Origin of the sequence: Psychromonas sp. SA13A (assembly GCF_011378715.1) — a bacterium.
Taxonomy (GTDB): domain Bacteria; phylum Pseudomonadota; class Gammaproteobacteria; order Enterobacterales; family Psychromonadaceae; genus Psychromonas.
In genome coordinates this window covers 55,533-78,598 of record NZ_WTKU01000010.1, presented here as the reverse complement: position 1 = coordinate 78,598, position 23,066 = coordinate 55,533, and the positions used below count along the sequence as shown (strand labels likewise).

Genomic DNA, 23,066 nt, shown 5'->3' with positions numbered 1-23,066 from the left:
CGGAGTTGGTATTAACAAACAAGTTTAGATCATCATAATACAGCTATGATGAAATGAGTGGGTCATGTTCTACTAAAAATGACAGGGAGAAACCTGTGGATACAAATTTTGAAAGTTTTGTTGCTCAATTTAAAACACAACAACCAGTTTCATTGGCTGCGTTTTTTTATCAAGCAGAATTACATTTAATAACACAATTAAAAGATTATCTTGGTGTTGAACAATCAACCGACAGAAGCTTTTTTTCGTTAATTGAAGAAGCTAGAAAAACACATAATGCTGATACCAATAAATATTTTTGGAATGCATTAACCGCGTTTAATCAAGTTAACTTTAACCCAAGCAAACACAATACATTGCCTTGGTTACGTTACGTTAACATTATTGAATCTTTACAAGGTTATGCCGGTAGCCAACTATTTGCCTCAAAAAGCATTAAAATAAAACGCCAACATCGTTTGTTTTTTGCTTATATGCTAACTTGGGAACACCTACGTTATATTGCAGGTAATGATGACGATTACAGTCCTAGCAGTGAAGTATTAGCTTCATACTCAAATGCACATAGTGAAGACGATCATCAGCATGATGAAAATTGTCAGCACGACACATGTAGTGTTGATTAATATCAGTTAATATAAAAAGCCCTTTGTTTAAGTGAATTGAAGTGAGCACAAATAGTTGTTGTGGTTTTGCTTTTCACTGGGCTTTGTATTTTACTTTTGCAATCACAGCTTCTTAAATAAATAGACCATTTAAATGACAGAACAAACAAATCAAGCCGCTTGTCCGCTTTGTTTACAAACTAATGGATGCGATGTTGCAGCTAAGCAAGGCTGTTGGTGTAATGATTTACCCGTGCCACAGGAACTATTAAACCTATTGCCTGAAGCATTAAAAAATAAAAGCTGCATTTGTCGACAATGCATTGTCAGTTTTAATGAAAACCCCTCACTATTTTTGAAAAAATAAAGCCTTCCCTTTGATTACATGCTTTTTAAACTATGCTCATTTTTCGCTAAAAAATTCAGTTTGTATTCTCCTAGATTCGCATAATAATATCGCTATCATTTAGAAAATAAGTTTTTAGTTAAAACCTTCATACCTTAAAACCAGGCGCACTAATTAACGGATCTATTTTGCTTGCTAAAACAACTTATCTCTTCGTTATAAGTTTTGTAAATAAAATAACCATTTACGAAACTTACGCCTTAAGTTACGTCATTTTTTCTGTACAAAATTTAGAACGTTTATTTAAAATAATTGATATAACATTATTTGCTACTGTTTTGTTTTTTCCTTTAGCAATTTTTATGTGATTTCAAATTAGTTACGCTATAATTCGCGCGCTTTGTTGTGCAATAAAAAAATCGCCATTATTTTATATCATGGCTATCGCTTCTTAAGCAGTGAGCTAATAAACTAGTGCACAATATCGCCGCATTATAGTAACTACAATGGAATTATTGAGAGAAAAATGTCGAAACGTGATTGTTATGAAGTATTAGGTGTCGGTAAAACCACATCTGAGAAAGAGATTAAAAAAGCCTATAAAAAATTAGCGATGAAATATCATCCTGATAGAAATCCAGATAACCCAGTTGCGCAAGAAAAATTCCGTGAAGTTAAAGCGGCCTATGAAATATTAAATGATCCAGAAAAACGTCAGCAGTACGATGATTTTGGACATAGCGCTTTTGAAAATGGCCAAGCGCAAGGGCGAGGCGGTTTTGGGCAGGGCGGATTCGGGCAAGGTGGTGAATTCAATGATATGTTTGGGGATATGTTCGGACAACGCCAGCAGCGTCAAGAACGTTACCAACCTCAGCCACAGAAAGGTTCAGACATTATTTTACAAATCGACATGACCTTAGAAGAGTCGGTTGAAGGTTGTATTAAAGAGGTGCGTTTACCAAATACAACTGAACCTTTATTAGTCACAATGCCTGCTGGTATTAATGATAAACAACGAGTTCGTGTACCTGGTAAAGGTAACCCTGGCACATTAGGTGCTGGACGCGGTGATTTATTTGTTGAAGTGGTGTTATTAGCACATGATTTTTTCACTCGAAAAGGCGATGATCTTTACTGTGATTTAATCACTTCATTTCCGGTTGCAGCTGTAGGTGGAACCGCTAAGGCTTCAACCTTTAGTGGGCATATTAATCTGAAAATACCTGCTGGAACGCAAATGGGACGTAAATTCAGAATTAAAGGACGCGGTGTTAAATCCATGAATAGTGACCATATTGGTGATTTAATTTACACCGTTGTGATCCCAACGCCAACGGAATTAACAGAGCATCAGCATAAGCTGCTAAGTGAATTAGCTGAGACAATGACTTAATACATTAACTTAGATTTGAGCAACAAGGCCCATACTATTTTATGAACTATCTATTACAGTTAATAAGAAAATATTGGATAGCACTATCGTTATTGTTAGTCGCGATAATAGCTTCGCTGTCATTATCTCCTTTACCCAGTTTACCGGGCGTACCGGGCAGTGATAAAACCCATCATTTTATTGCATACAGTGTTTTGGTTTTGCCATTAATGTTAAAAAGACCGAATAATTGGGTGGTTGTTTTTATTTTATATGTACTGTTAAGTGGAAGCATTGAGTTAATACAGCCTTATGTTAATCGATATGGTGAATGGTTGGATATGGTGGCCAATATCGGTGGGTTAGTCTGTGGTTCAATCATTGCTTATTTTATTAATCGTTTTGCTAGTAAACAGTAAACATTTACAAACCTAGCGTTAATAGAATTTATATTTTGCCCTTAACCTGTTTTAAATCATTATTAAAATAAGTTAAGGGCATTATTGTAGGTTGCCATTTCAACGCTATACTATTTTATATTTCTATCATTTAATTAATTTTATGAAGGTCAATTTTGAATAAAAATCACTGTGTCGTTATCGCAATTGCAGGAGCTTCAGCTTCAGGGAAAAGTTTAATTGCACATACTATTTGTAATGAGCTTCGTCAAGAATTAGGCACCGATCAAATAGGCATCATTTCTGAAGATGCATATTATAAAGATCAATCTCACATGCCTATGGAAGAACGTGTACAAACTAATTACGATCACCCAAAAGCCTTTGACCATCAGTTATTAAGCCAGCATATAAAATTACTGCAAAATAACCAATCTGTTGAAATTCCCGTTTATAGTTACACCGAACATACCCGTACCGATGAAGTGATTAACTTATCTCCTAAAAAAATTATTATCATTGAAGGTATTTTATTACTAACAGATTCAACATTACGCAACCAAATTGATGCTAGTATTTTTATCGATACACCATTAGATATTTGTTTAATGCGCCGTTTAACACGCGACATTATGGAGCGTGGAAGAACATTAGATTCAGTGATGTCACAATACAAAAAAACAGTAAGACCGATGTTTTTACAATTTATTGAACCATCAAAGCAACACGCCGATATCATCATTCCACGTGGTGGAAAAAATCGTATCGCAACGGATATATTAAAAACACGTATCAAATATTTATTGAATAAATAAGTTCATTTCCGCACTCAATAACCATTAAAAAACGCTTCTATTTTGAGGCGTTTTTTATTTTTAGTCACACACCATAAAGGCGTAAAATTCCATAGGGATAATACAGTTTGCAAGGTATAATATGCCCTATTTTTTTATTCAACAATTGCATGAGAGCGTCTATGTTCAGTTATTTTATCCCCACCGCGAAAGGGCTTGCGCCTTTATTAGAAGTAGAACTTAAAGAACTTGGTATTGAAAATACTAAGCAAATTGCTGGTGGTGTTAGCTTTGACGGTTCATTAGAGCAAGGTTACCAAGTGTGTTTATGGTCTCGTTTTGCATCTCGTGTTTTACTTAAATTAAGTGAATTCAAAGTGATCGACCCAATGGATTTATACCTTGGGTGTAGCAACATTCCTTGGGAATCACATTTTGATGTAGATAAAACATTCTCAATTGATTTCTCTGGTAGTAATGACGAAATTCGTAATACACAGTTTGGCGCATTAAAAATTAAAGATGCGATTGTGGATCGTTTTCGTAAAAAATTCGATGAACGTCCTAATGTTGAAAAACGCGATGCCGATATTCGTTTCAATGGTCGTTTATACAAAGATAAAGCCTCTATCTATATTGACCTTTCTGGCTCTCCATTGCATCTGCGTGGTTACCGTACTATCGCTGGTGAAGCTCCATTACGTGAAACCTTGGCGGCGGGTATTGTTAAACGCAGTGGCTGGGAAGGCGAAGCGTTATTAGATCCAATGTGTGGTTCGGGTACGCTTATTATTGAAGCTGCAATGATGTCGTTGAATATTGCTCCAGGTTCTTTACGTGAAACATTTGGTTTTGAACATTGGAAAAAACACGATGCTGAAACGTGGAAAACATTAAAAACGACAGCTCAGGTTTATGCTAAACGTGCCGTTAAAGATTGCACTACACGTTTTTATGCCTCTGATTTAAGTAAAGATATGATTAGCATCGCACGCCAAAATGCACAACGTGCTGGGGTTGCAGAGTTAATTGAATTCAGCGTTCAAGATGCTAAAAAAGTATTACCACCGGAAGAATTAAGCACCGGATTAGTCATTTCAAATCCACCATACGGTGAACGTTTAGGCGGGTTTAGTGACACCATTAGTTTGTATACAGAGTTAGGTCATCATTTTAAAGAAGCTTTTGCTGGTTGGAATCTGAGCATGTTTGCAATGGATACTGAACTACTGAGCTGTTTAGGAATGCGCGCAGCAAGAAGCTATAAGTTCTTTAATGGACCGATTGAATGTGTGCTTAAAAATTACCGAATCTCTCCTAAACGTGTTGTTGAAGGCGCGGCTATTGTTGAAGAAGCGGCTAAACCAGTTAAACAACCTAAACAAGGGAAGCAAGCAAAAGCTGCTGAAGTTGTTTATAAAGAATCAACAGATGATAATCCTTGGGGCACGATCACACCAACTCAAGAATTCCCGATGGCTGAAGAATCTGAATCTGAAATCGTATTTAAAGCAGTTAAGCAAATTAAGCCTGCTATCTATGCGGAAGACTTTGCTAACCGTTTATTAAAAAATATGAAACGTTTAGACAAATGGGCTAAACGCGAAGATATTCAATGTTACCGTTTATATGATGCTGATTTACCTGAATATAATGTGGCCATTGACCGTTATAACGAATATTTAATTATTCAAGAATACCGCGCTCCTAAAGAAATTGATGCACAGAAAGTACGTCGTCGTTTCTTAGATATCGTTTCAACTACGCGTTATTTATTAGATTTAACCGATGACCAATTAATCATCAAAGTGCGTGAGCGTCAAAAAGGACGCCAACAATATGAAAAATTAGACAGTAAAAAACAACGTTTAGTGGTGCAAGAAGGGCCTGCAAAACTGATTGTAAATTTACAAGATTATTTAGATACTGGTCTGTTTTTGGATCACCGTCCAACACGTTTACGTATTGGTAATATGGCCAAGGGCAAAGATTTCTTAAACCTATTTTGTTACACAGCAACCGCTTCTGTTCATGCGGCATTAGGTGGCGCTAAATCAACAACTAGTGTTGATATGTCTAATACTTACCTAAATTGGGGCCAAGAGAATTTTACTGAAAATGGCATTCAAGGTAAGCATGAATTTATTCAACAGGATTGTATTAAATGGTTACAACATGCACATGAAATGTATGACCTTATTTTTATTGATCCACCTACCTTCTCAAACTCTAAACGTATGAGTGATGTGTTTGATGTTCAAGATGACCATGTTGCGTTATTAACATCAGCGAGTGAGCGTGTTAATCCAAACGGGGAGATTATTTTCTCGAATAACAAACGCGGGTTTAAACTTGACCTTGAAGCGATCAAAGCACTTGGTTTTTATGTCAAAGATATTAGTAAAGCATCCATCCCTGAAGATTTTAAAGGTAATGATAAAATCCACCAGTGTTGGTTACTGACCAAGCATAGTTAACAAATTATAAGTAATAGACAATTAAAAATGAGTTTACCTGTTTTATATCATACCGATGGCTGCCATCTTTGTGAGCAAGCAATTGCATTGTTAACGCAATGCCAAGTTGACTATGTGTTAGTCGATATCATTAGCGAGCAACACTTGGTAGATTCATTTGGTATTCGTATTCCAGTATTAGAAAATGCAAAAGGCCAACATCTTGATTGGCCTTTTACGTTATCTCAAATCGAACAATTCTTATCACCTAATAAAGAGTGAATAACCGTGGCATTATTAACATTACATAACGCAGAACTGGCTTTTGGCGGTGGTGCATTATTAAATAAATCAAATTTAGTTATTGAACCAAACGAGCGAGTTTGTTTAGTAGGAAGAAACGGTGCGGGTAAATCGACACTGTTAAAAGTCCTTGATGGTCGTATTCAATTAGACGATGGTTCGTTATTAATCAATAACGATGTAAAAATCGCACGTCTTGAGCAAGATCCACCAACGGCAAGCACCATGAGTGCCTATGACTTTGTCGCATCAGGCATGGAAAATGCGGGTGTGGTGTTGAGTCAATACCATGAACAATTGCATATCATTGCTGAAGACTGCAGTGAAAAAGCAATGAATAAATTACAACGCTTACAGGAACAAATTGACCAACTTAATGCGTGGCAATTAGATTCGAAAATCAACCAAATCTTAGACCGTTTAGCCATTGATCCTGAAATTACATTGGATCAATTATCCGGTGGTTGGTTACGTAAAGTCGCACTGGCTAAAGCGTTAGTGAATGACCCTGATTTATTATTATTGGATGAACCGACTAACCATTTAGATGTCGGGACTATTGAATGGCTTGAGCAATTTTTAATGTCATTCCAAGGCTCTATTGTTTTTATCAGTCATGACCGTGAATTTATTCGTCGTTTAGCAACCCGTATTGTTGATATTGACCGTGGTAAGTTAAGCTCATGGCCTGGTGGTTATGAAGATTACTTAATTGCTAAAGAAGAAGCATTACGTGTTGAAGATGAACAAAATGCAGAATTTGACCGTAAATTAGCCATTGAAGAAACCTGGATCCGTCAAGGTATTAAAGCGCGTCGAACTCGTAATGAAGGGCGTGTTCGTGCGCTTAAATCATTACGCCAAGAGCGGTCAGAGCGAACGAATGTACAAGGCAAAGCCAAAATTATTGTCGATGAAGCAGCACGTTCAGGTAAAATTATCTTTGAAACTGAAGGCTTAACTTACAGTTACGATGATTTACGTATTGTGCGTGACTTTTCAACCACGATCATGCGTGGTGATAAAATTGCACTAGTGGGCCGAAATGGCTGTGGTAAAAGTACATTACTTAAATTGTTACTAGGTAATCTTGAACCGGATCAAGGTACGGTAAAATGTGGTACTAAGTTAGAAGTGGCTTATTTTGACCAATACCGCGATGCATTAGATCCTGAGAAAACCGTGGTTGATAACCTTGCAGAAGGGAAACAAGAAGTAGAAATCAATGGTAATAAACGCCATGTTTTAGGTTACCTACAAGATTTCTTGTTCCACCCAGATCGCGCGCGTACGCCGGTTAAAGCATTATCAGGTGGAGAGAAAAACCGTCTTTTATTAGCCAAAATATTCTTAAAACCAAGTAATTTCTTGATCTTAGATGAACCGACCAATGATCTTGATGTCGAAACGCTGGAGTTATTAGAAGAGTTATTAGCAAATTACCAAGGCACCTTATTATTAGTGAGCCATGACCGTAGCTTTGTTGATAACACAGTAACACACACTTGGTTCTTTGATGGCAATGGTAATATTCAACAATTTGTTGGTGGTTACAGTGATGCTGTGCGTCATAAAGCGCAAAGTGAAGCGTCGGTGGCTAACGATAAAGGCATTAACGTTAAAGACAATAGCTTTAAAGACAATAACGTTAAAGAAAAAAAATCAACACAGGCTGTTGAAAAAACGGTGTCTAAAGCGCCTGCTAAAAAGAAAAAATTGTCATATAAAATTCAACTTGAATTAGACGGTTTACCAGCTTTACTAGAACAATTAGAAGAGCAAGTAGGCACATTACAAGAAACCATTAATACGCCTGAGTTTTTTACTAAAGATAAAAAAGAAGCCGACCAATTCTTAGCGCTATTGGCTGAAACGGAAGAGAAGCTAGACACCGCTTTTGCACGTTGGGAAGAATTGGACGAGTTACAAAACGGAGAGTAATGTTTACATGAAATACACAAAAAGTATCTCAATTATCGCCCTGTTATCTGCAAGCAGTGCCTGGGCCGCGACGACAACACCTTATTATAGTGTTGAAATATTATCTGTTGATACAGACGGCAGTATTATAGGCCCATTCCCGTCAGCTATTACTGAAGAAGGCAGTTTATTTGCAGCTTACGCTTTCAAAGCGCAACTAGATCAAGATATCGACTTAGGATTGCCTTTTACCTTTAATCAAACCTGTTTTTATGATGATGATATTTGTGATTTTGCATTTGAAGGTAGTGAAAGTAGTGCGGATTTAAGTTTTGAAAATGGTTATCAAGCTTGGCGTAATGCAATGTTTGATATTGATGCTGGTAATGCTGATCCAAGTAGTTATTTCTTCGGTGCAACCAGTAATATTAATATCGAAGGTTTTGGCAGCGATACCGATGTTAAAGTAACAGATGTTGTAGATTCTAGTTTATTAAGTGGCAGTTTTGCTGTCGGATATGGCTCTGCGCCTTACGCATCAGATGCAACACGTGACTTTGTGCGTCGTGGTTTTATCACTGATGCGAGTACCAGCACAGCATCGGTTTCATTAATGCCTGACTTTGATACAGATGGTGGTTTTACTAGTGCTTATAAAATGCGTGATGTGACTTATGGCACGGCCCCTAAGCAAATCACTAAAACGCTAATTATAGGTAGCAGCAGTAAGTCTTTATCTGGCGGTGATGATGATACTGATAATTTTGACCTTTGTTATAGCAGCGGTGATATCGATGAGGTTGATACTCTCAATGACCTTGTTTATTGCCCTGGTTTTGATACACAAGCTTGGGCTTGGGAATACACCGGGACTGAAACTGAAATAACAGGTTTTGCTCTGGCAACAAAATGGTTAGATGATAATACAACAAACGAAGGCAGTAACGCGACATACAGTGCAGTGGCGTTAGACATTAACAGTGCTGGGATTGCGGTCGGTGTTTCATCATATGAATACTCAGATAGTGATGTAGGTGCGCGTCAACGTGCGATTATCATGACTCCTAGTGACGACGGTGTTTATGGGGAACCAACAGCAATAACATCAGCAACAGATGAAAGTTATGATGGTAGTGGTGATTATGACGATGATGATACTTACTATAGCTCATGGGCTCAAACGATTACCGACGATAATATCGTAATGGGTAATCGACAATACTCATCATCTACAAACGTAAATAAACCTATAGAAATGTTTATTTATGATATCGACAATAAAAGTATTGACGAGCCATTGGAAAATAAAAAAGTATTATCAACTAAACAACGTTTAGCTGGCGACAGTGCTTCTAAAGTCGGAGCGAATAGCCAGGGTTATGATATGAATAACAAGGGGCTGATTGTCGGTAAAGCCGATGCCTATGACCAAACGGCTCCTGTTTCAGGTGGTAATTCTCGCACACAAAGTGCATTTTTATATGATAAAACCAGCGGTGATAGTTGGTTCTTAGAAGATTTGCTGTGCAGCGCGGATGCTGATGGTGTGGTTACACATCCGTTAATTCGTTTACAAAGTGCAACGGCGATTAATGATAACGGCGTGATTTTGGCTCAAGGTTATCAATACGACAGTATTGACGACTATACCAATAAAACTAATGCATCACAGATAATGGTGAAATTAACACCTGACTTAACTTCAGAGCCTGATAACAGCCCAAACTGTTGGGAATCTGAAGCGTTGGTTGATAGTGAGACTTCTTACGAGCGCAGCGGTGGTGCAAGTTTTTGGTTATGGATATTTGCTTTACCGTTAATATTAATACGCAGACTTAGCGTTAATAAAAAATAATTTAAGATAGTTAACGTTATGATTTAAAGGGCTTATTACTTAAATGTAATAAGCCTTTTTTGTTTCTACCCATAAAACAATGAATAAAAAATGAATAAAATAATTCACTTGTAATCAAAGTGTCACATTAAAGCTGCATATTAAGCAACATCGCTACGAAGCGTAATGAATATTTTGTTAAATAATTAATGAAATACAAATCATAAAAATTAACTTAGTAGAAAATGGAGTTTTGAATGAAACTTAAAATGTTAGCAGCAGCGGTTACTTTAGGTACTGCGTCATTAATTTCAACGCCTGTTCTTGCAGCAGATCATGTTTTGCCAACTTACACTAAAGTAAGCGGTATTTCTGGCAACCTTTCATCTGTTGGTTCTGATACATTAGCAAACATGATGACATTTTGGGCTGAAGAATTTAAACGCCAATACCCAAATATTAACATTCAAATTCAAGCTGCAGGCTCTTCAACTGCGCCACCATCTCTTACAGAAGGTACTTCTCAGTTCGGTCCAATGAGCCGTAAAATGAAGTCTAAAGAAATAGAAGCATTCGAGAAGCGTTACGGTTACAAGCCAACTCAAGTACGTGTTGCAATCGATGCACTGGCAGTATTTGTTAATAAAGATAACCCAATTAAAGGTTTGTCAATCAAACAGGTTGATGCGATTTTCTCCTCTACACAAAAATGTGGTAATGACAAAAATGCAACTCGCTGGGCTGATGTTGGCCTAGAAGGTAGCTGGTCTGGTAAAGATATTCAATTATTTGGACGTAACTCTGTATCTGGCACTTACGGTTACTTTAAGTCAAAAGCATTATGTAAGGGTGACTTTAAAAACTCTGTTAATGAGCAGCCAGGTTCAGCATCAGTTGTTCAATCTGTCGCTTCTTCTTTAAATTCTATCGGTTACTCTGGTATTGGTTATAAAGTAGCCGGCGTTAAAGCCGTAGCTTTATCTAAGAAAGGCGGCCCATTTGTTGAAGCGAGCATGGAAAATGCAATCAGTGGTAAATACCCACTCTCTCGTTTCCTATACGTTTATGTTAACAAGCACCCAAACAAACCACTTTCACCGCTACAAGCTGAGTTCATTAAGCTAATGTTATCTGAGCAGGGCCAAGGCATAGTGAAAAAAGATGGTTATATTCCACTACCTGTTGCAGTAGTAGAAAAAGAGCTAGCTAAACTAGGGCTTTAACTCCTCAGTAGAGTTCCTAGTAAGGAAAGTAATAAAAAACAGCGCTTTTTAGCGCTGTTTTTGTTTCTGCTGTAAAAGCGTTATTCAGGCGATATAATCATTAACATGAAGACGCAAAAATCAATAAGCTGCAGGGGGTAAACGGATGCTAGGAATATGATCTTGAGTCGCTCATCATAGAGGTGTCTCAAAATTTTTTAAAGCATCGCGCTCATGCTCATCAATATCTTCTTCTGAGTAAGGTAAAACAAGCTCTTAAGATAATGTTAATAACAGGTATTATCAAACTAGTTCGATTAAAGACAAGCGATCCATATTGATTAAAATTATGCACGCAACTACCTCCATTTCTATCAACTACCTCCATTTCTATTAAGAAACACAGCTCCACGAGAATGCTAAAACATTTCCCTCTAATTTAATAAAGATAACAATTAATAATATTTAAAGAATTTCATAATTTCAGTACTTATTTTAAAAATAATAACTCAGTTTAACTTCTATTTTTTTATGAATTATTGAGAAATACAAGATGAAAGAGTAAGATCCAATTTTATCGTTAGAGCCTATAAGTGAGCACATCTTGTTTTCTGCATTAAAAAAATCTATTTCGAGCAAACCGACACTTTTTGATATTCAAGCAAATGTATTAGCGGGGTTAGCCGTAGGCGTTATTGCCTTGCCTCTCTCTATGGCATTAGCTATTGCCAGTGGTGTCCCCCCCCAACATGGATTATATACCGCTATTATTTCCGGTCTTTTTATTGCTGTTTGTGGCGGCTCAAAAGTAAATATATCAGGACCTACAGCCGCCTTTGTGGTTGTCTTGTTACCAATTGTTCATCAATTTGGAATCGGGGGATTGTTGATCAGTGGATTTATGGCGGGTATCTTTTTAATTTTGATGGGGGTCGGTAAGCTTGGAAAGCTTATTGAGATTGTTCCCTACCCGGTTATTATTGGATTTACAGCGGGTATTGGTGTTGTTATAGGCACATTACAAATAAAAGATTTTTTAGGGCTGAGCATTGCGACATTTGAAGGGGATTATCTTGAAAAACTCTCTTTAATTATCTATTCATTGCCAACGATCAATTTTCAAGAATTTTTCATCGGTGGGCTTACCATTGCCATTTTATTGTTGTGGCCTCGAGTACACTCAAAAGTACCAGGGCATCTGATTGCACTGCTTGTTGGCTCTATTACTGCTTGGGGGTTCCAATACTTTTATGCGGACTTTTCCGTTGCTACTATTGGCAGTCGATTTCACTATGATATAAACGGCATAACCGGTGATGGTATTCCTGCTATTTTACCTGCTTTTGAATGGCCATGGAATTTACCAAATGCAGATGGTCAGCCAATTGGCATCAGCTTTGACCTTATCAAAATGCTTTTACCTGCCGCGATCACTATTGCGATATTAGGTTCGCTTGAGTCTTTGTTATGTGCAGTAGTCGCTGACGGGATGTCTGGCAAGAAACATAACCCAAATGATGAACTTATCGGTCAAGGTATTGGTAACATGATTGCGCCATTATTTGGTGGTATTCCAGCAACCGCTGCAATAGCTCGTACGGCGGCAAATATCAAAGCAGGCGGTACGATCCCTCTTGCTGCTGTCGTTCATGGTTTATTTATTCTTGGCTCAATACTCGCATTGACACCTTTGTTAGCTTATATCCCCATGGCATCGATGGCGGCATTATTATTAGTGGTTGCATGGAATATGAGTGAAGCGAAACATTTCATCCGTACGGTTAAAGTTGCACCTAAAGACGATGTTATTGTACTTATTTTATGTTTTGTTCTGACGGTACTTTTTGATATGACCATTGCAGTGGCCGTTGGAATTGGTTTAGCTGCGATGTTGTTTATTCGCCGAAGTATTACTCTGACAGATACCTCGCGAGTCGAGAAAAATCATGAAGTTTATGATGATCTCTCTGACAGCATTGTTATCTATGATATTAACGGTTCATTATTTTTTGGGTCAGCGCAAAAAGCATTGCAAAGTATTTCAATTGTCACACCAAATCTTCGTGTCATCATACTCGATATGTCCGAAGTTACTATGCTGGATATGAGTGCGATTATTGCTATTGAATCGATTAAAGAAAGTCTTGATAAACAGCAGATAGGCTTAGTGATTAATAATCTGCAGCCGCGTATGGTGTTGAAATTACGACGTGCTGGTATTCGCTTTAAACCACGTAAATTACAATTCTCTCGAACACTTAAAGATGGGATTGCAATTGCACGTAATATGCATTGATACAGGTAACAACCGATTTAAATCTTATGACAAGTAAATGCTGCCTCTCGGCTGAGCCTTTGTATCAATATCCCGAAATCAAGGTATGTTGTTCGGCTTGATAGGGCGGCGTGCAGAGTTTATGCGAATAGATGCAGCAATGAAAAGTGTTCTTAATATGAAACGGATGTGCGACTAAAAGTACGATTTTGAAGTCCGTTTTTTATACATGCTTGATTATCTCTTCAATAAAATCTAAAGCTGTCTGACTGCGATATTTAGGAGACTTTGACCAAACACCAAGGTGATAGTGCCAAATCGGTTCTTTAATGCGTACTTCTGTAATATCAGACTGGTTATATTGATTAAGTTGACGGTTGGAAATACACATTAATGCATCGCTGTGTTTAACCATAGTTAAGGCCATTTGTAGAAAATCAGTTTGTAAAATGAAGTTAACAGGTCTTATTCGCTCTAGGTCTAACTGCTGATTAAGATGATCCAACATGACTTTAGAATTTTGAAAAGCTACCCAAGGGTATTGAGTTAACATTTCGAGGTCGCATATTTGGCCTTGTGCTAGGGGATGATTCTTATTCGCCATAATACACATGCGGCTTTTCATCATAGGCGTGAAGCTGAGTTCATTATTTTTAACCAAAGATGCGCCATCTTCGCCACCAAAAGCTAACTCAATTTCATCATTAAGTAGGGCAGGAATAAGCTGATAAATAGTATTAGACTGCACCTCTATTCTTACATGTGGATATTTTAAGTAAAAGTTGGGTAAAAAATTACAAATAGGGCCTTCCCAAGCACTTCCTGCACCAATTTTTAAGATTGTTTTTTGATGATCTAACGCTTTGATTTCTTGTGTTATGGCGACTAATTCATTTTCTATTCGCTGCACGCGATCAAGTAATATTCTACCAGCAGGAGTCAATGTTACACCTCTAGCTTTACGTTCAAATAATGAGGTCTGGTAACGAGCTTCTAATAGCTTAATACTTTTGCTGATAGCAGGTTGGCTAACCCCTAGCTCAATACTTGCTTGAGAAATAGAGGCCTGTAAAGCCGCTTCTTTAAAATGTAATAAGAGTTTTTCCATATTCATTCCTGTAAACGCCTGAATTATAACAAGGCTAACTTCTATTATTCCTAGACTATGAATCATAGGAGCAAAATAATTGTTCTAAACAGCAGTTCTAAATAAAGGTCAAAAAGTATTAAAAAATATTGTATAACGTAGAGATGCATGAAAGTAAGCGTACTGGCTCGCTTATGGGCTTAAACCCATAATAATAGTATATATCCCTTAGATACTTCACCTTTGTTTGCAGTGATACAGTGCCTAGGAACAGTTCACACCATGAGTTGTGGTTATGTACATCTTGAATGAATAGGGTATTAATGAGACTTATCCCATTAGTTCAGTGTAAGTATGATTTTCAAACAAAAAAGGCCACATCACAAAAGTAATGTGGCCACCCTTAACTCAGGGTTAAACTTGTTTTATTAATTCCTCTTTAGGGCCACTTTCAAAAATACTATTGGCTTTATTATCACAATATCTTTTAATAACAGTATTAATCGCCCAAGTACTGAATAGAGAAGCGAATAAAATAATCATTAAATTACCAGGGATCTCCTCAATAGGTGCAACAACGCCGATTGGAGAAGCGACGGCATAAGTTGCGACCATTAATACTGTCGTAGCCACTGATGCTAGACGAAGATGTTTCCAGTTTTGAATATTAACAGGAGCTTCTTGAACTCTTCTTTTAACAATTTCAGCAGGGTGCAAATAAGTGATAACAGCGGTGACCAGTAAACCACAACCAAAGTAGATGGCAGTTTTATGCAAGAAATGTAAATCCCAACCTGTATAACCAAAGCGGAAGAATAAATATAGAGCCATGTAGGTCAACATACCGGAAATAGTCGCCGTTGAACTAGCGCGTTTAGATACCATACCAACCAAAATCATTAACAGCATAGGGATAGTAAATAATGCATTGAATTCTTGCATGAACATATATAAACCCTGCGGTGCAAATTTTATAAACGGTGCACATATAGCTGCGAATAAAGCCAAGCCTGCACCAAACCATTTACCGGCAGTAATACATTTTGCCGGATCCATTTTTCCTTTATGGTATGGCTTATAAATATTAACCGCAAAGATAGTAGAGCAAGAGTTAATGGTTGAATTGAAAGTTGAAATAATTGCACCAAAAAGAACGGCACCAAAAAAACCGACCACGGCTTCAGGTAACAGGCGATTAATTAATAGCGGGTAGGCTTCATCTGGGCGAATATTTTCAGAGCCATAAAGGTGGTAAGCTGCAATACCAGGTACAATTAAAATGAATATACTAATAATCTTAATAATGCCGGCTATTAATACCCCTTTTTGCCCTTCAGCTAAGCTTTTAGCACCAAGTGCTCGTTGAATGATAACTTGATTTGTACAAGCAAAATAAATGTTCATTAATAGCATGCCAGTAAAAATAGCTCCAAAAGGCACATTCACCTTAGGAGAACTAACGGCATTAAGCATTTGTGGTTCTTTAGTGACAAGTTCAACTAATCCATCACCTGCGTCACCAGCGCCTAATGCTCGCAATGCTAATATGAGTACTAGAATGCTGCCTATAAAAAAGCCAATACCGTTGACCGTATCCGAAACAACAACTGCTTTTAAGCCGCCAAAAATGGCGTAGAACCCACCGATAATAGTAATAAAAATAATAGAGATGATCAGTGCACTTGAATCTGAAATGCCGAATAGAGAGGAAACATCAAAAATTTTACTAAGGCCTAATGCACCAGCATAAACCACCGAAGGTAATGCCACTGCTGCCATATTAACCAAAATACACCAAGCAATCACATTACGTGCTGTAGGCCCAAATCGGTCTTCTATATAGTCGGGAATAGTGGTGATCCCTTTGCGAATGAACATAGGCAAAAACACACAAGCCATTAATACAAAAGCAATGGCAGATGTCACTGCCCAACCCATGTTAGATAAACCAACACTAAAGCCTTGGCCATTAAGACCAATTAATTGCTCCGCAGACCAGTTGGTTAGCAAAATAGAAAAACCAATTGAAATGCCTGTCAGGCTTCGTCCACCGAGAAAATACCCATCACTGGATTTTAAATCTTCTTTTTTTGTTGCTATATACGAAATAATGGCAACGAGTGCTGTAAAACCAATAAAACTTAATAGAGTCCATGTATTCATTTTAATGCTTCCTTTTTATTTCTGATAAGCGATAGCGGGGCCATATTCGGCCATACCAACCATGATATAAGGGTTTATATTCTGATCGTCTACGCTAGCGGCAAATTGCCAAAGTTGTTGATGCAGATCTTTTTTGATCTGATCAAGTTTTGGATCGTTGATACGGTTACACAATTCATTAGGGTCATTGTTGAGGTCATACAATTCATCGGTGTCTAATGGGTTATGTACAAGTTTCCAATGGAGGTTAAAAACACTGCGTTGAGTGCAGTAAAGCTCATTACCGTTAGTTTGAGTAAATAAGAACTCTCGATACTGAGCCTGCTCATTTTCTTTAAACAGTGACGCTAAACTATTACCAACAACGGGATGTTTGAATTGCGTGCCTGCGACCTCTAAAAAGGTAGGGGCAAAGTCTGTTAATGAAACAAGTTGCTCGCAGACTCGGCCTGGATTTTCAATGCCATTTTTCCAATAAGCAACGGCGGGTATGTGGTATGCGCCTTTAAATGCCGGTAGGCCTTTGCACCAAAGCCCATGCTCCCCATTGTAATCACCGTGATCGCTAGTGGCTAAGATCAAGGTATTATCGAAGTCAGGATGTTGTTTTAACTCCGTGAGTACCAGTCCTAATAGATAATCTTCATAGGTGCAAAATGCCATGTAATGACGAATTGCATCTTTCTTTTCAAGGACACTAAGTTGATCAAAAAGACATCTTACTTTGCGATTGTAAAAGGGTTTATCAAGCATAAAATCATCATGAATTTCACTTAACTTGACCTCATAATTCGCATACATATCCAAAAATGCTTGTGGTACAAAGTAAGGGTCATGTGGGCCTAAAGTACCTATGTACATTGACCAAGGTTTTTCTGTATTTGATTCGCGAATTTGTTTGAGTTTTTCTATTGCAGAGTCAACTATTCCTCGGTCATTAAAGGGGTTTTCATCAATGCCATAATGTATGTATTCTGGATAACCAGGACGTTTAATTTCACCTTCTTTACGAATTGATGCTGGTTCATTAGCAATCGCTTTGTACATATCCCAACCTGGAGACATTGCATCATTAGTAACGTCATTCTTTTGCTCTTTATTACAAGTGACTAATAATTCTTCATAGCCGTAATCTTCAGGGCCTGTATCAAAACAGACATGCCACTTACCAGCAAAATACAGTGAGTAATCTTGCTCTTTGAGATAATCACTGAATAACTCACTACCTGCATTTAAACCACGAGAAAGTGCATTCTGCACACAAACATTATTCCAAACTCCATGTTGAGTGGGGTATAAGCCTGTAAAAAAAGATGCACGAGAAGGGCAACAATGTGGAGATGGACAATAGGTATTGTTAAAGTGAATACCACCTGCCATTAATTCACGAGTATTAGGCATGAAAATATCTTGATTATTTAACGTATCACCACGCTGCTGATCAGTCATGAAAATAAGTATATTAGGTTTTTTTAACATCTAAAGTTCCCCTTGTAGAGAGGGCAGTATGGTGAATTTTTTCAATAAAATGTTGATGAATATCTCACTAATTTGTATCTTTATTTTGGATATTAATAACCATGAAACGGCTTAAACTAGCCATAACCTAAAACACGTTTAGAGATAAAAATAAGTAATGGCAGTAATGATAGAAGTATCTTTCTTGATGTTATGAATAGGTCTAACGTCTGGATTAAGCTGTTAGATTTTCATTTAAATGCCTCAAATTGGTTTATTTCATGGCTTGCTGAATTTGTATTTAGAATGGTAACGGACATGAAATCCGATGTTAGAAAAGTTCTTTGTGGAATAGCAGTCATATTGGCTATTGAGTTGACCGATTATTAGTAGTCAACTAATTGCAACACCCGGTAAAAAATTGATACATAACCATATTTATGGGGGAAGTCGATACCTATTTAAAGCAGTAGCTTATGACCTACTTATTGTTTTAGTCTTTTCATTAATAAAGATAGGGGGGAATTGGCATTAAGCTGCTCATTGTTTTCATGTTCAGGGGTAATGATTAAAGAAGTGTTTGTAACCTTCATATAAATAGCTGGGGTTATTGTCTGACTCATTCAACAGTTCATTCGACGCAATTTATCTAGATCAGGTACGATTCAAATATACGATTATAACTAGACATAATGATTGATAATGCGAATACAAGCGCACTGAAGATGATCGCAAAACAGATCATTTTTTTAACTATCACTGAGCCGTAAGAAGTGAGTACTGTACTTCTTTCATCGAATAGGTTCCGTTTGTAGGCATAGATGCAAACACCAATATTACAGAGTAATAAAATAATACTACCAGCGACTAAAATAAGGTCATTTTTAATAAATCCTAACCTTAGAAATAACATCGAGACACCGACGATTAAAAATAACGTTCGGTACCATGATAATGAGGTTCTTTCAGGCTGTAATCCTGGGTCGTCATGACGTCTTGATATACGGCTAAATGGCATTGCTGATCATCAATATTATGGCGCAAGCAATAAGAGTCATGAAGATACTCACTAAGCGCAAAATTTTAGTATATGGCAGGTCTGTATTCTGACGCATTGCTTTTTCATTTGCGACCCAACGTAAATAAGCATAAAGCGCTATCAGGGCGGCAAATAAACACAGCGCTAAAGAAAGCATTTCTCTGATTGCTGGAGAGGCTAAATTAGGGGCTAACTGATCTAAGCCAATGGCTGCGGCTAAAAAAGCCAGTGAGGTTCTGATCCACGCCAAAAAGGTACGTTCGTTGGCTAAAGAGAACCGGTAGTCAGGTGCGTTGCCTTGCTTGATCCATTTCATAAAATTACTCGAGTAATAATAAACACATTATTAAAATATATTTTATATGCCCAAGCTTTATTTGGAAGTCACTTAGGCATAAATTAAATAGTCGTTTAGAACTTTTGTTTTTTATCTTCCACTTTGACACCTTGTGTGGGCATGCCAGTATCGTAATCTCGTACTACTTTAGAAAACCCATCGCGTGGTTTGGGTCTAAAAGCCCCCATCCAATTTGCCTCAATACCTTTTCTCCAGGGTCTTACCGCCCATTGATAGCTTCTGAAAGGGTCTCGAATAGTATCCATATAGGCTAATAAAGTATCATGTATTTGGTCACGAATCACTTCATGTTTTGGCGATGTAATAAGATTATTTAACTCATCTGGATCGTTTTTTCTGTCGTATAGTTCATCGCTTGTGAGTAGATTAAGCACCAATTTATAATCGTTATTAACCCAACAACGCACAGGAATAAAACCACCAAAACTATCGTGTTCAATTTCATAACGATTAAACTCTACCATCACGCCGCGTGTGATATTGAGTTGATCATTAATCGATAATAAGTTTTCACCAGGTAAGATTTCAGGTGGAGTGATGCCTGCTAGCATCATTAGCGTTGGCAAAATATCGATGTGACTGACAGGCGTATTAATGACTTTTGCACTCGCATCAAGTGCTCTATCAGAAGAGGGGGGACGAATAATTAAAGGGATGTTAGTGATGTCGTCATACATAGCAGCACCTTTACTCACTAACTTATGTGCTCCCATCATTTCTCCGTGATCAGAGGTATAGACAATCCATGTATTGTCTAGCTCAGATTGATCAAGATGTTTAATAACTCGCCCAATTTCATCATCAACATAGTCATTGCAAGCAAAATAAAGTGGATGACGATATTGCCCATCTTCCCCTACAGGTGAAGGCATCGCATCACTCCACAGCTTATGATGTATAGGTTTTTTTTCTAAAGTATCAAAGGCTTTTTTACCTAAGTCATAGGCAAAGTCTTCATATTTATCAACATATTCTGGTGGGCAAGTGAAAGGGTGGTGTGGTTCATCGTATGACAGTACCATCAAAAAGGGTTGGTCTTTTTCCTGTTCACGACGATTAATATAATCAACAGCACGATTGCTTATACGGTTCGCCCAAGTAAATTCAGCGGTGATATTATTAGCCCTTAATTCCGCTGCGGAATTAAGACCATTGCGCCACAGATCTATTTCTTTATCACTTAATTCAGCCAAGTAATTAGCACCTTCATACCAAAACTCTTCATCCCATTCTGGCGGGCAAACACCCGTTCCAAAGTAATCGTGGCCATCTAAATGCCATTTGCCGATATAACAGGTTTTATAATTTGCATGTTTAAAATGATGGCCCATGTTTCTAATATTTAACCCCGGTGCAATATTATTTGTCCAAGGGCCGGATTGATTGGAATATATACCAGTAAATAATCCGCCTCGAGCAGGCGTACAAACCGGTGAGCACGTATAAGCTGAGTTAAACTGAATACCTTCACTTGCAAGCTGGTCTATATTATTTGTATTCAGCGCTTTACCACTGTAACAACCGACCATGTTAGTGGCTTGTGTATCAGTCATGATTAAAATTATATTTGGTTTTTTCATGGGAAATCCTACTTCTATATTGATAAAAGGGAGCCTGATAATATGGCCCCCTTTATTGTTCTATCTATGATGCTGCATTGATGCTTTTAGTCTTAATGGGATCCGCTGTGGATTTATTGGCTAATACTTTTTTGATGCTGTTATAAACAAAATAGAGCAGCAACATACTACCTGAAATAGTGAGGGCTACTTTCAACCATGAACCTGTTTCAGAGGTTAAACCTAGTGGAGAGAAAACCGTGTAAAGTGTAATGAAAGCAAAAATCAATATCCAACTAGCAAGTTTTGCATGCTTCCATTCATTTACTTCAACTTCATTGGTTGCAACCTGAATATAAGGTTTATCCATTGGTTTCCAGTAGCGGATTGCAGTCATAACCGCTAACATTAATACTAAGTTCATGCCTACTAAATTTAACCAGTGAACTTGGAATAAACCAAAGTCACCATTAAGGATAAACTTACTGACAAAGAAGAAGACCATACCAGTTACCAAACCTACATAACCGGCAAGAGCAGGTGCTCTTTTAGAAATGACTCCCATTAATAATACGGCAAAGATAGGCACATTGATGACCGCCATAATGGTTCGCATCAGAGTATATAAACTTTCTGCTGTAGAGATAAACGGCGCAATACCAATACAAATTACAATCGTTGCAATACCGAATAATTTACCGATACGTACCGTTTCAATTTCTGTTGCGGCTGGTTTAATAAGTTGTTTGTAAATATCAAGGCTGATCAGGGTTGATAAACTATTAACGCCACTATTAAATGAGCTTAATACTGCACCAAATAAAACGGCGCCAAAGAATCCAGTTAACCAAGTAGGTAATACTGCTCTTACTAATACCGGGTAAGACATATCAGAGTTAACTACCATTCCACCGACTTCTTTCATTGGAATGGAGATCATACCGCGTTGATACATATGCCAAGCAATGATGCCCGGTAATACCAACATGACAACACCTAATATTTTTAAAGCCGCCGCTGCGAGTACACCTTTCTGACCTTCAGCTAATGTTTTTGCTGCTAGCGCACGTTGTACGATGGCTTGGTTTGTACACCAATAAAAAAGGTTAATGATGAGCACACCTGAAATAAGTCCGTGCCATGGAATGTTTGCATCCTCGGTTAAACCTAACGCCTGCATACGCTCTGGCGCTTCTACTAGTAAGATATTAAAACCATTTGAAAAGTCGCCTGAGCCTAATTGGTACAAAGCAATAATAGGCACGAATAAAGCAGCAATTAATAATCCGATGCCATTAATAGTGTCGGAAATGGCCACGGCTTTTAACCCACCAAATACCGCATAAATACCACCTACAACACCAATCGCGATTACCATCACCCAGGTTGTTGCGTAATCAGAGATACCTAATACACCACTAATATCAAATAATTTACCTAAGGTGATAGCACCTGCGTACAAAACAAAAGGTAAAAATCCAATCACGATCGCATAGATAAAAATGGCAGATGCAACGGTACGCATTTTCTTTCCATAACGGATTTCAAGAAACTGTGGGATCGTAGAAATGCCTGATTTTAAAAAGCGCGGTAAAAAGATAAACGCCAACACAATTAAGGTCAGTGCAGAGGTGGCTTCCCAGGCCATTACATTCGCGCCATTACGAAATGCATTAGCGTTAAGGCCTGCTAATTGTTCTGCAGAGATATTGGTTAAAAAAAGTGACCCTGCAATCACATACCAAGGTAGGCTCCTTCCCGCGAGAAAATAACCTTTTAAGCTGGATAAGTTTTCACCCTTTGTTTTGTAATAGGAGATGATCGCAACCAACCCAGTAAAAAATATAAACGATAAAATAGTTAGCATAATAATTCTCCATAATTTGGTGCTACT

The 23,066-nt window shown here is 37.7% G+C and carries 18 protein-coding genes; 11 read left to right on the top strand and 7 right to left on the bottom strand.

Features of this window, described 5'->3' with window-relative positions:
- Nucleotides 1-95 precede the first annotated feature (95 nt).
- The 11 genes from GQR44_RS10925 to dauA all read left to right on the top strand — a co-directional run bounded on the left by GQR44_RS10925 (nt 96) and on the right by dauA (nt 13,529).
- Nucleotides 96-626: a hypothetical protein gene (locus tag GQR44_RS10925; protein WP_166371847.1), complete on the top strand. Its 531-nt coding sequence runs from the start codon at nt 96-98 to the stop codon at nt 624-626.
- A gap of 133 nt (nt 627-759) precedes the next feature.
- Entirely contained in the window at nt 760-972 is a 213-nt protein-coding gene (locus tag GQR44_RS10920; RefSeq protein WP_166371846.1) for a cysteine-rich CWC family protein, read from the top strand.
- Between the two features lie 505 nt (nt 973-1,477).
- On the top strand, nt 1,478-2,347 hold the full coding sequence (locus GQR44_RS10915; RefSeq protein WP_166371845.1) for a DnaJ C-terminal domain-containing protein: 870 nt from the start codon (nt 1,478-1,480) through the stop codon (nt 2,345-2,347).
- Nucleotides 2,348-2,388: 41 nt separating this feature from the next.
- Nucleotides 2,389-2,745, top strand: a complete 357-nt coding sequence (locus tag GQR44_RS10910) for a VanZ family protein (RefSeq protein ID WP_166371844.1) — start codon at nt 2,389-2,391, stop codon at nt 2,743-2,745.
- 155 nt (nt 2,746-2,900) lie between these two features.
- Entirely contained in the window at nt 2,901-3,539 is a 639-nt protein-coding gene (udk, locus tag GQR44_RS10905; RefSeq protein ID WP_166371843.1) for a uridine kinase, read from the top strand.
- Nucleotides 3,540-3,700: 161 nt separating this feature from the next.
- Nucleotides 3,701-5,995 (top strand): bifunctional 23S rRNA (guanine(2069)-N(7))-methyltransferase RlmK/23S rRNA (guanine(2445)-N(2))-methyltransferase RlmL, encoded by a 2,295-nt coding sequence (rlmKL, locus tag GQR44_RS10900; RefSeq protein WP_166371842.1) that lies wholly within the window; start codon nt 3,701-3,703, stop codon nt 5,993-5,995.
- Between the two features lie 27 nt (nt 5,996-6,022).
- The gene (locus GQR44_RS10895) at nt 6,023-6,256 is read left to right on the top strand and encodes a glutaredoxin family protein (RefSeq protein WP_166371841.1); all 234 of its coding nucleotides are present in this window, start codon (nt 6,023-6,025) and stop codon (nt 6,254-6,256) included.
- A 6-nt stretch (nt 6,257-6,262) separates the two neighbouring features.
- Complete coding sequence (locus GQR44_RS10890) at nt 6,263-8,218, top strand: ABC transporter ATP-binding protein (RefSeq protein ID WP_166371840.1); 1,956 nt, start codon at nt 6,263-6,265, stop codon at nt 8,216-8,218.
- 7 nt (nt 8,219-8,225) lie between these two features.
- Complete coding sequence (locus GQR44_RS10885; RefSeq protein WP_166371839.1) at nt 8,226-10,052, top strand: DUF3466 family protein; 1,827 nt, start codon at nt 8,226-8,228, stop codon at nt 10,050-10,052.
- Between the two features lie 236 nt (nt 10,053-10,288).
- Nucleotides 10,289-11,254: a phosphate ABC transporter substrate-binding protein PstS family protein gene (locus GQR44_RS10880; RefSeq protein ID WP_166371838.1), complete on the top strand. Its 966-nt coding sequence runs from the start codon at nt 10,289-10,291 to the stop codon at nt 11,252-11,254.
- Between the two features lie 583 nt (nt 11,255-11,837).
- Nucleotides 11,838-13,529, top strand: a complete 1,692-nt coding sequence (gene dauA, locus GQR44_RS10875) for a C4-dicarboxylic acid transporter DauA (protein ID WP_166371837.1) — start codon at nt 11,838-11,840, stop codon at nt 13,527-13,529.
- Between the two features lie 202 nt (nt 13,530-13,731).
- On the opposite strand, the gene GQR44_RS10870 is transcribed toward dauA, so the two are convergent.
- From GQR44_RS10870 to GQR44_RS10840, 7 genes are all read right to left on the bottom strand, one after another.
- Entirely contained in the window at nt 13,732-14,616 is an 885-nt protein-coding gene (locus tag GQR44_RS10870) for a LysR family transcriptional regulator (RefSeq protein WP_166371836.1), read from the bottom strand.
- A gap of 393 nt (nt 14,617-15,009) precedes the next feature.
- Nucleotides 15,010-16,758: a solute:sodium symporter family transporter gene (locus GQR44_RS10865; protein ID WP_166371835.1), complete on the bottom strand. Its 1,749-nt coding sequence runs from the start codon at nt 16,756-16,758 to the stop codon at nt 15,010-15,012.
- A gap of 15 nt (nt 16,759-16,773) precedes the next feature.
- Nucleotides 16,774-18,237 (bottom strand): sulfatase-like hydrolase/transferase, encoded by a 1,464-nt coding sequence (locus GQR44_RS10860; protein ID WP_166371834.1) that lies wholly within the window; start codon nt 18,235-18,237, stop codon nt 16,774-16,776.
- Between the two features lie 628 nt (nt 18,238-18,865).
- Nucleotides 18,866-19,234 carry a DUF202 domain-containing protein gene (locus GQR44_RS10855; RefSeq protein ID WP_166371833.1) on the bottom strand — a complete coding sequence of 123 codons (369 nt, stop codon included), beginning with the start codon at nt 19,232-19,234 and terminating at the stop codon, nt 18,866-18,868.
- Nucleotides 19,224-19,571 carry a DUF202 domain-containing protein gene (locus GQR44_RS10850; RefSeq protein ID WP_166371832.1) on the bottom strand — a complete coding sequence of 116 codons (348 nt, stop codon included), beginning with the start codon at nt 19,569-19,571 and terminating at the stop codon, nt 19,224-19,226. The genes GQR44_RS10855 and GQR44_RS10850 overlap by 11 nt, the downstream gene beginning before the upstream one ends.
- A gap of 95 nt (nt 19,572-19,666) precedes the next feature.
- Nucleotides 19,667-21,193 carry a sulfatase-like hydrolase/transferase gene (locus GQR44_RS10845; protein WP_166371831.1) on the bottom strand — a complete coding sequence of 509 codons (1,527 nt, stop codon included), beginning with the start codon at nt 21,191-21,193 and terminating at the stop codon, nt 19,667-19,669.
- Nucleotides 21,194-21,257: 64 nt separating this feature from the next.
- Nucleotides 21,258-23,039, bottom strand: a complete 1,782-nt coding sequence (locus GQR44_RS10840; RefSeq protein ID WP_166371830.1) for a solute:sodium symporter family transporter — start codon at nt 23,037-23,039, stop codon at nt 21,258-21,260.
- Nucleotides 23,040-23,066: the final 27 nt, after the last annotated feature.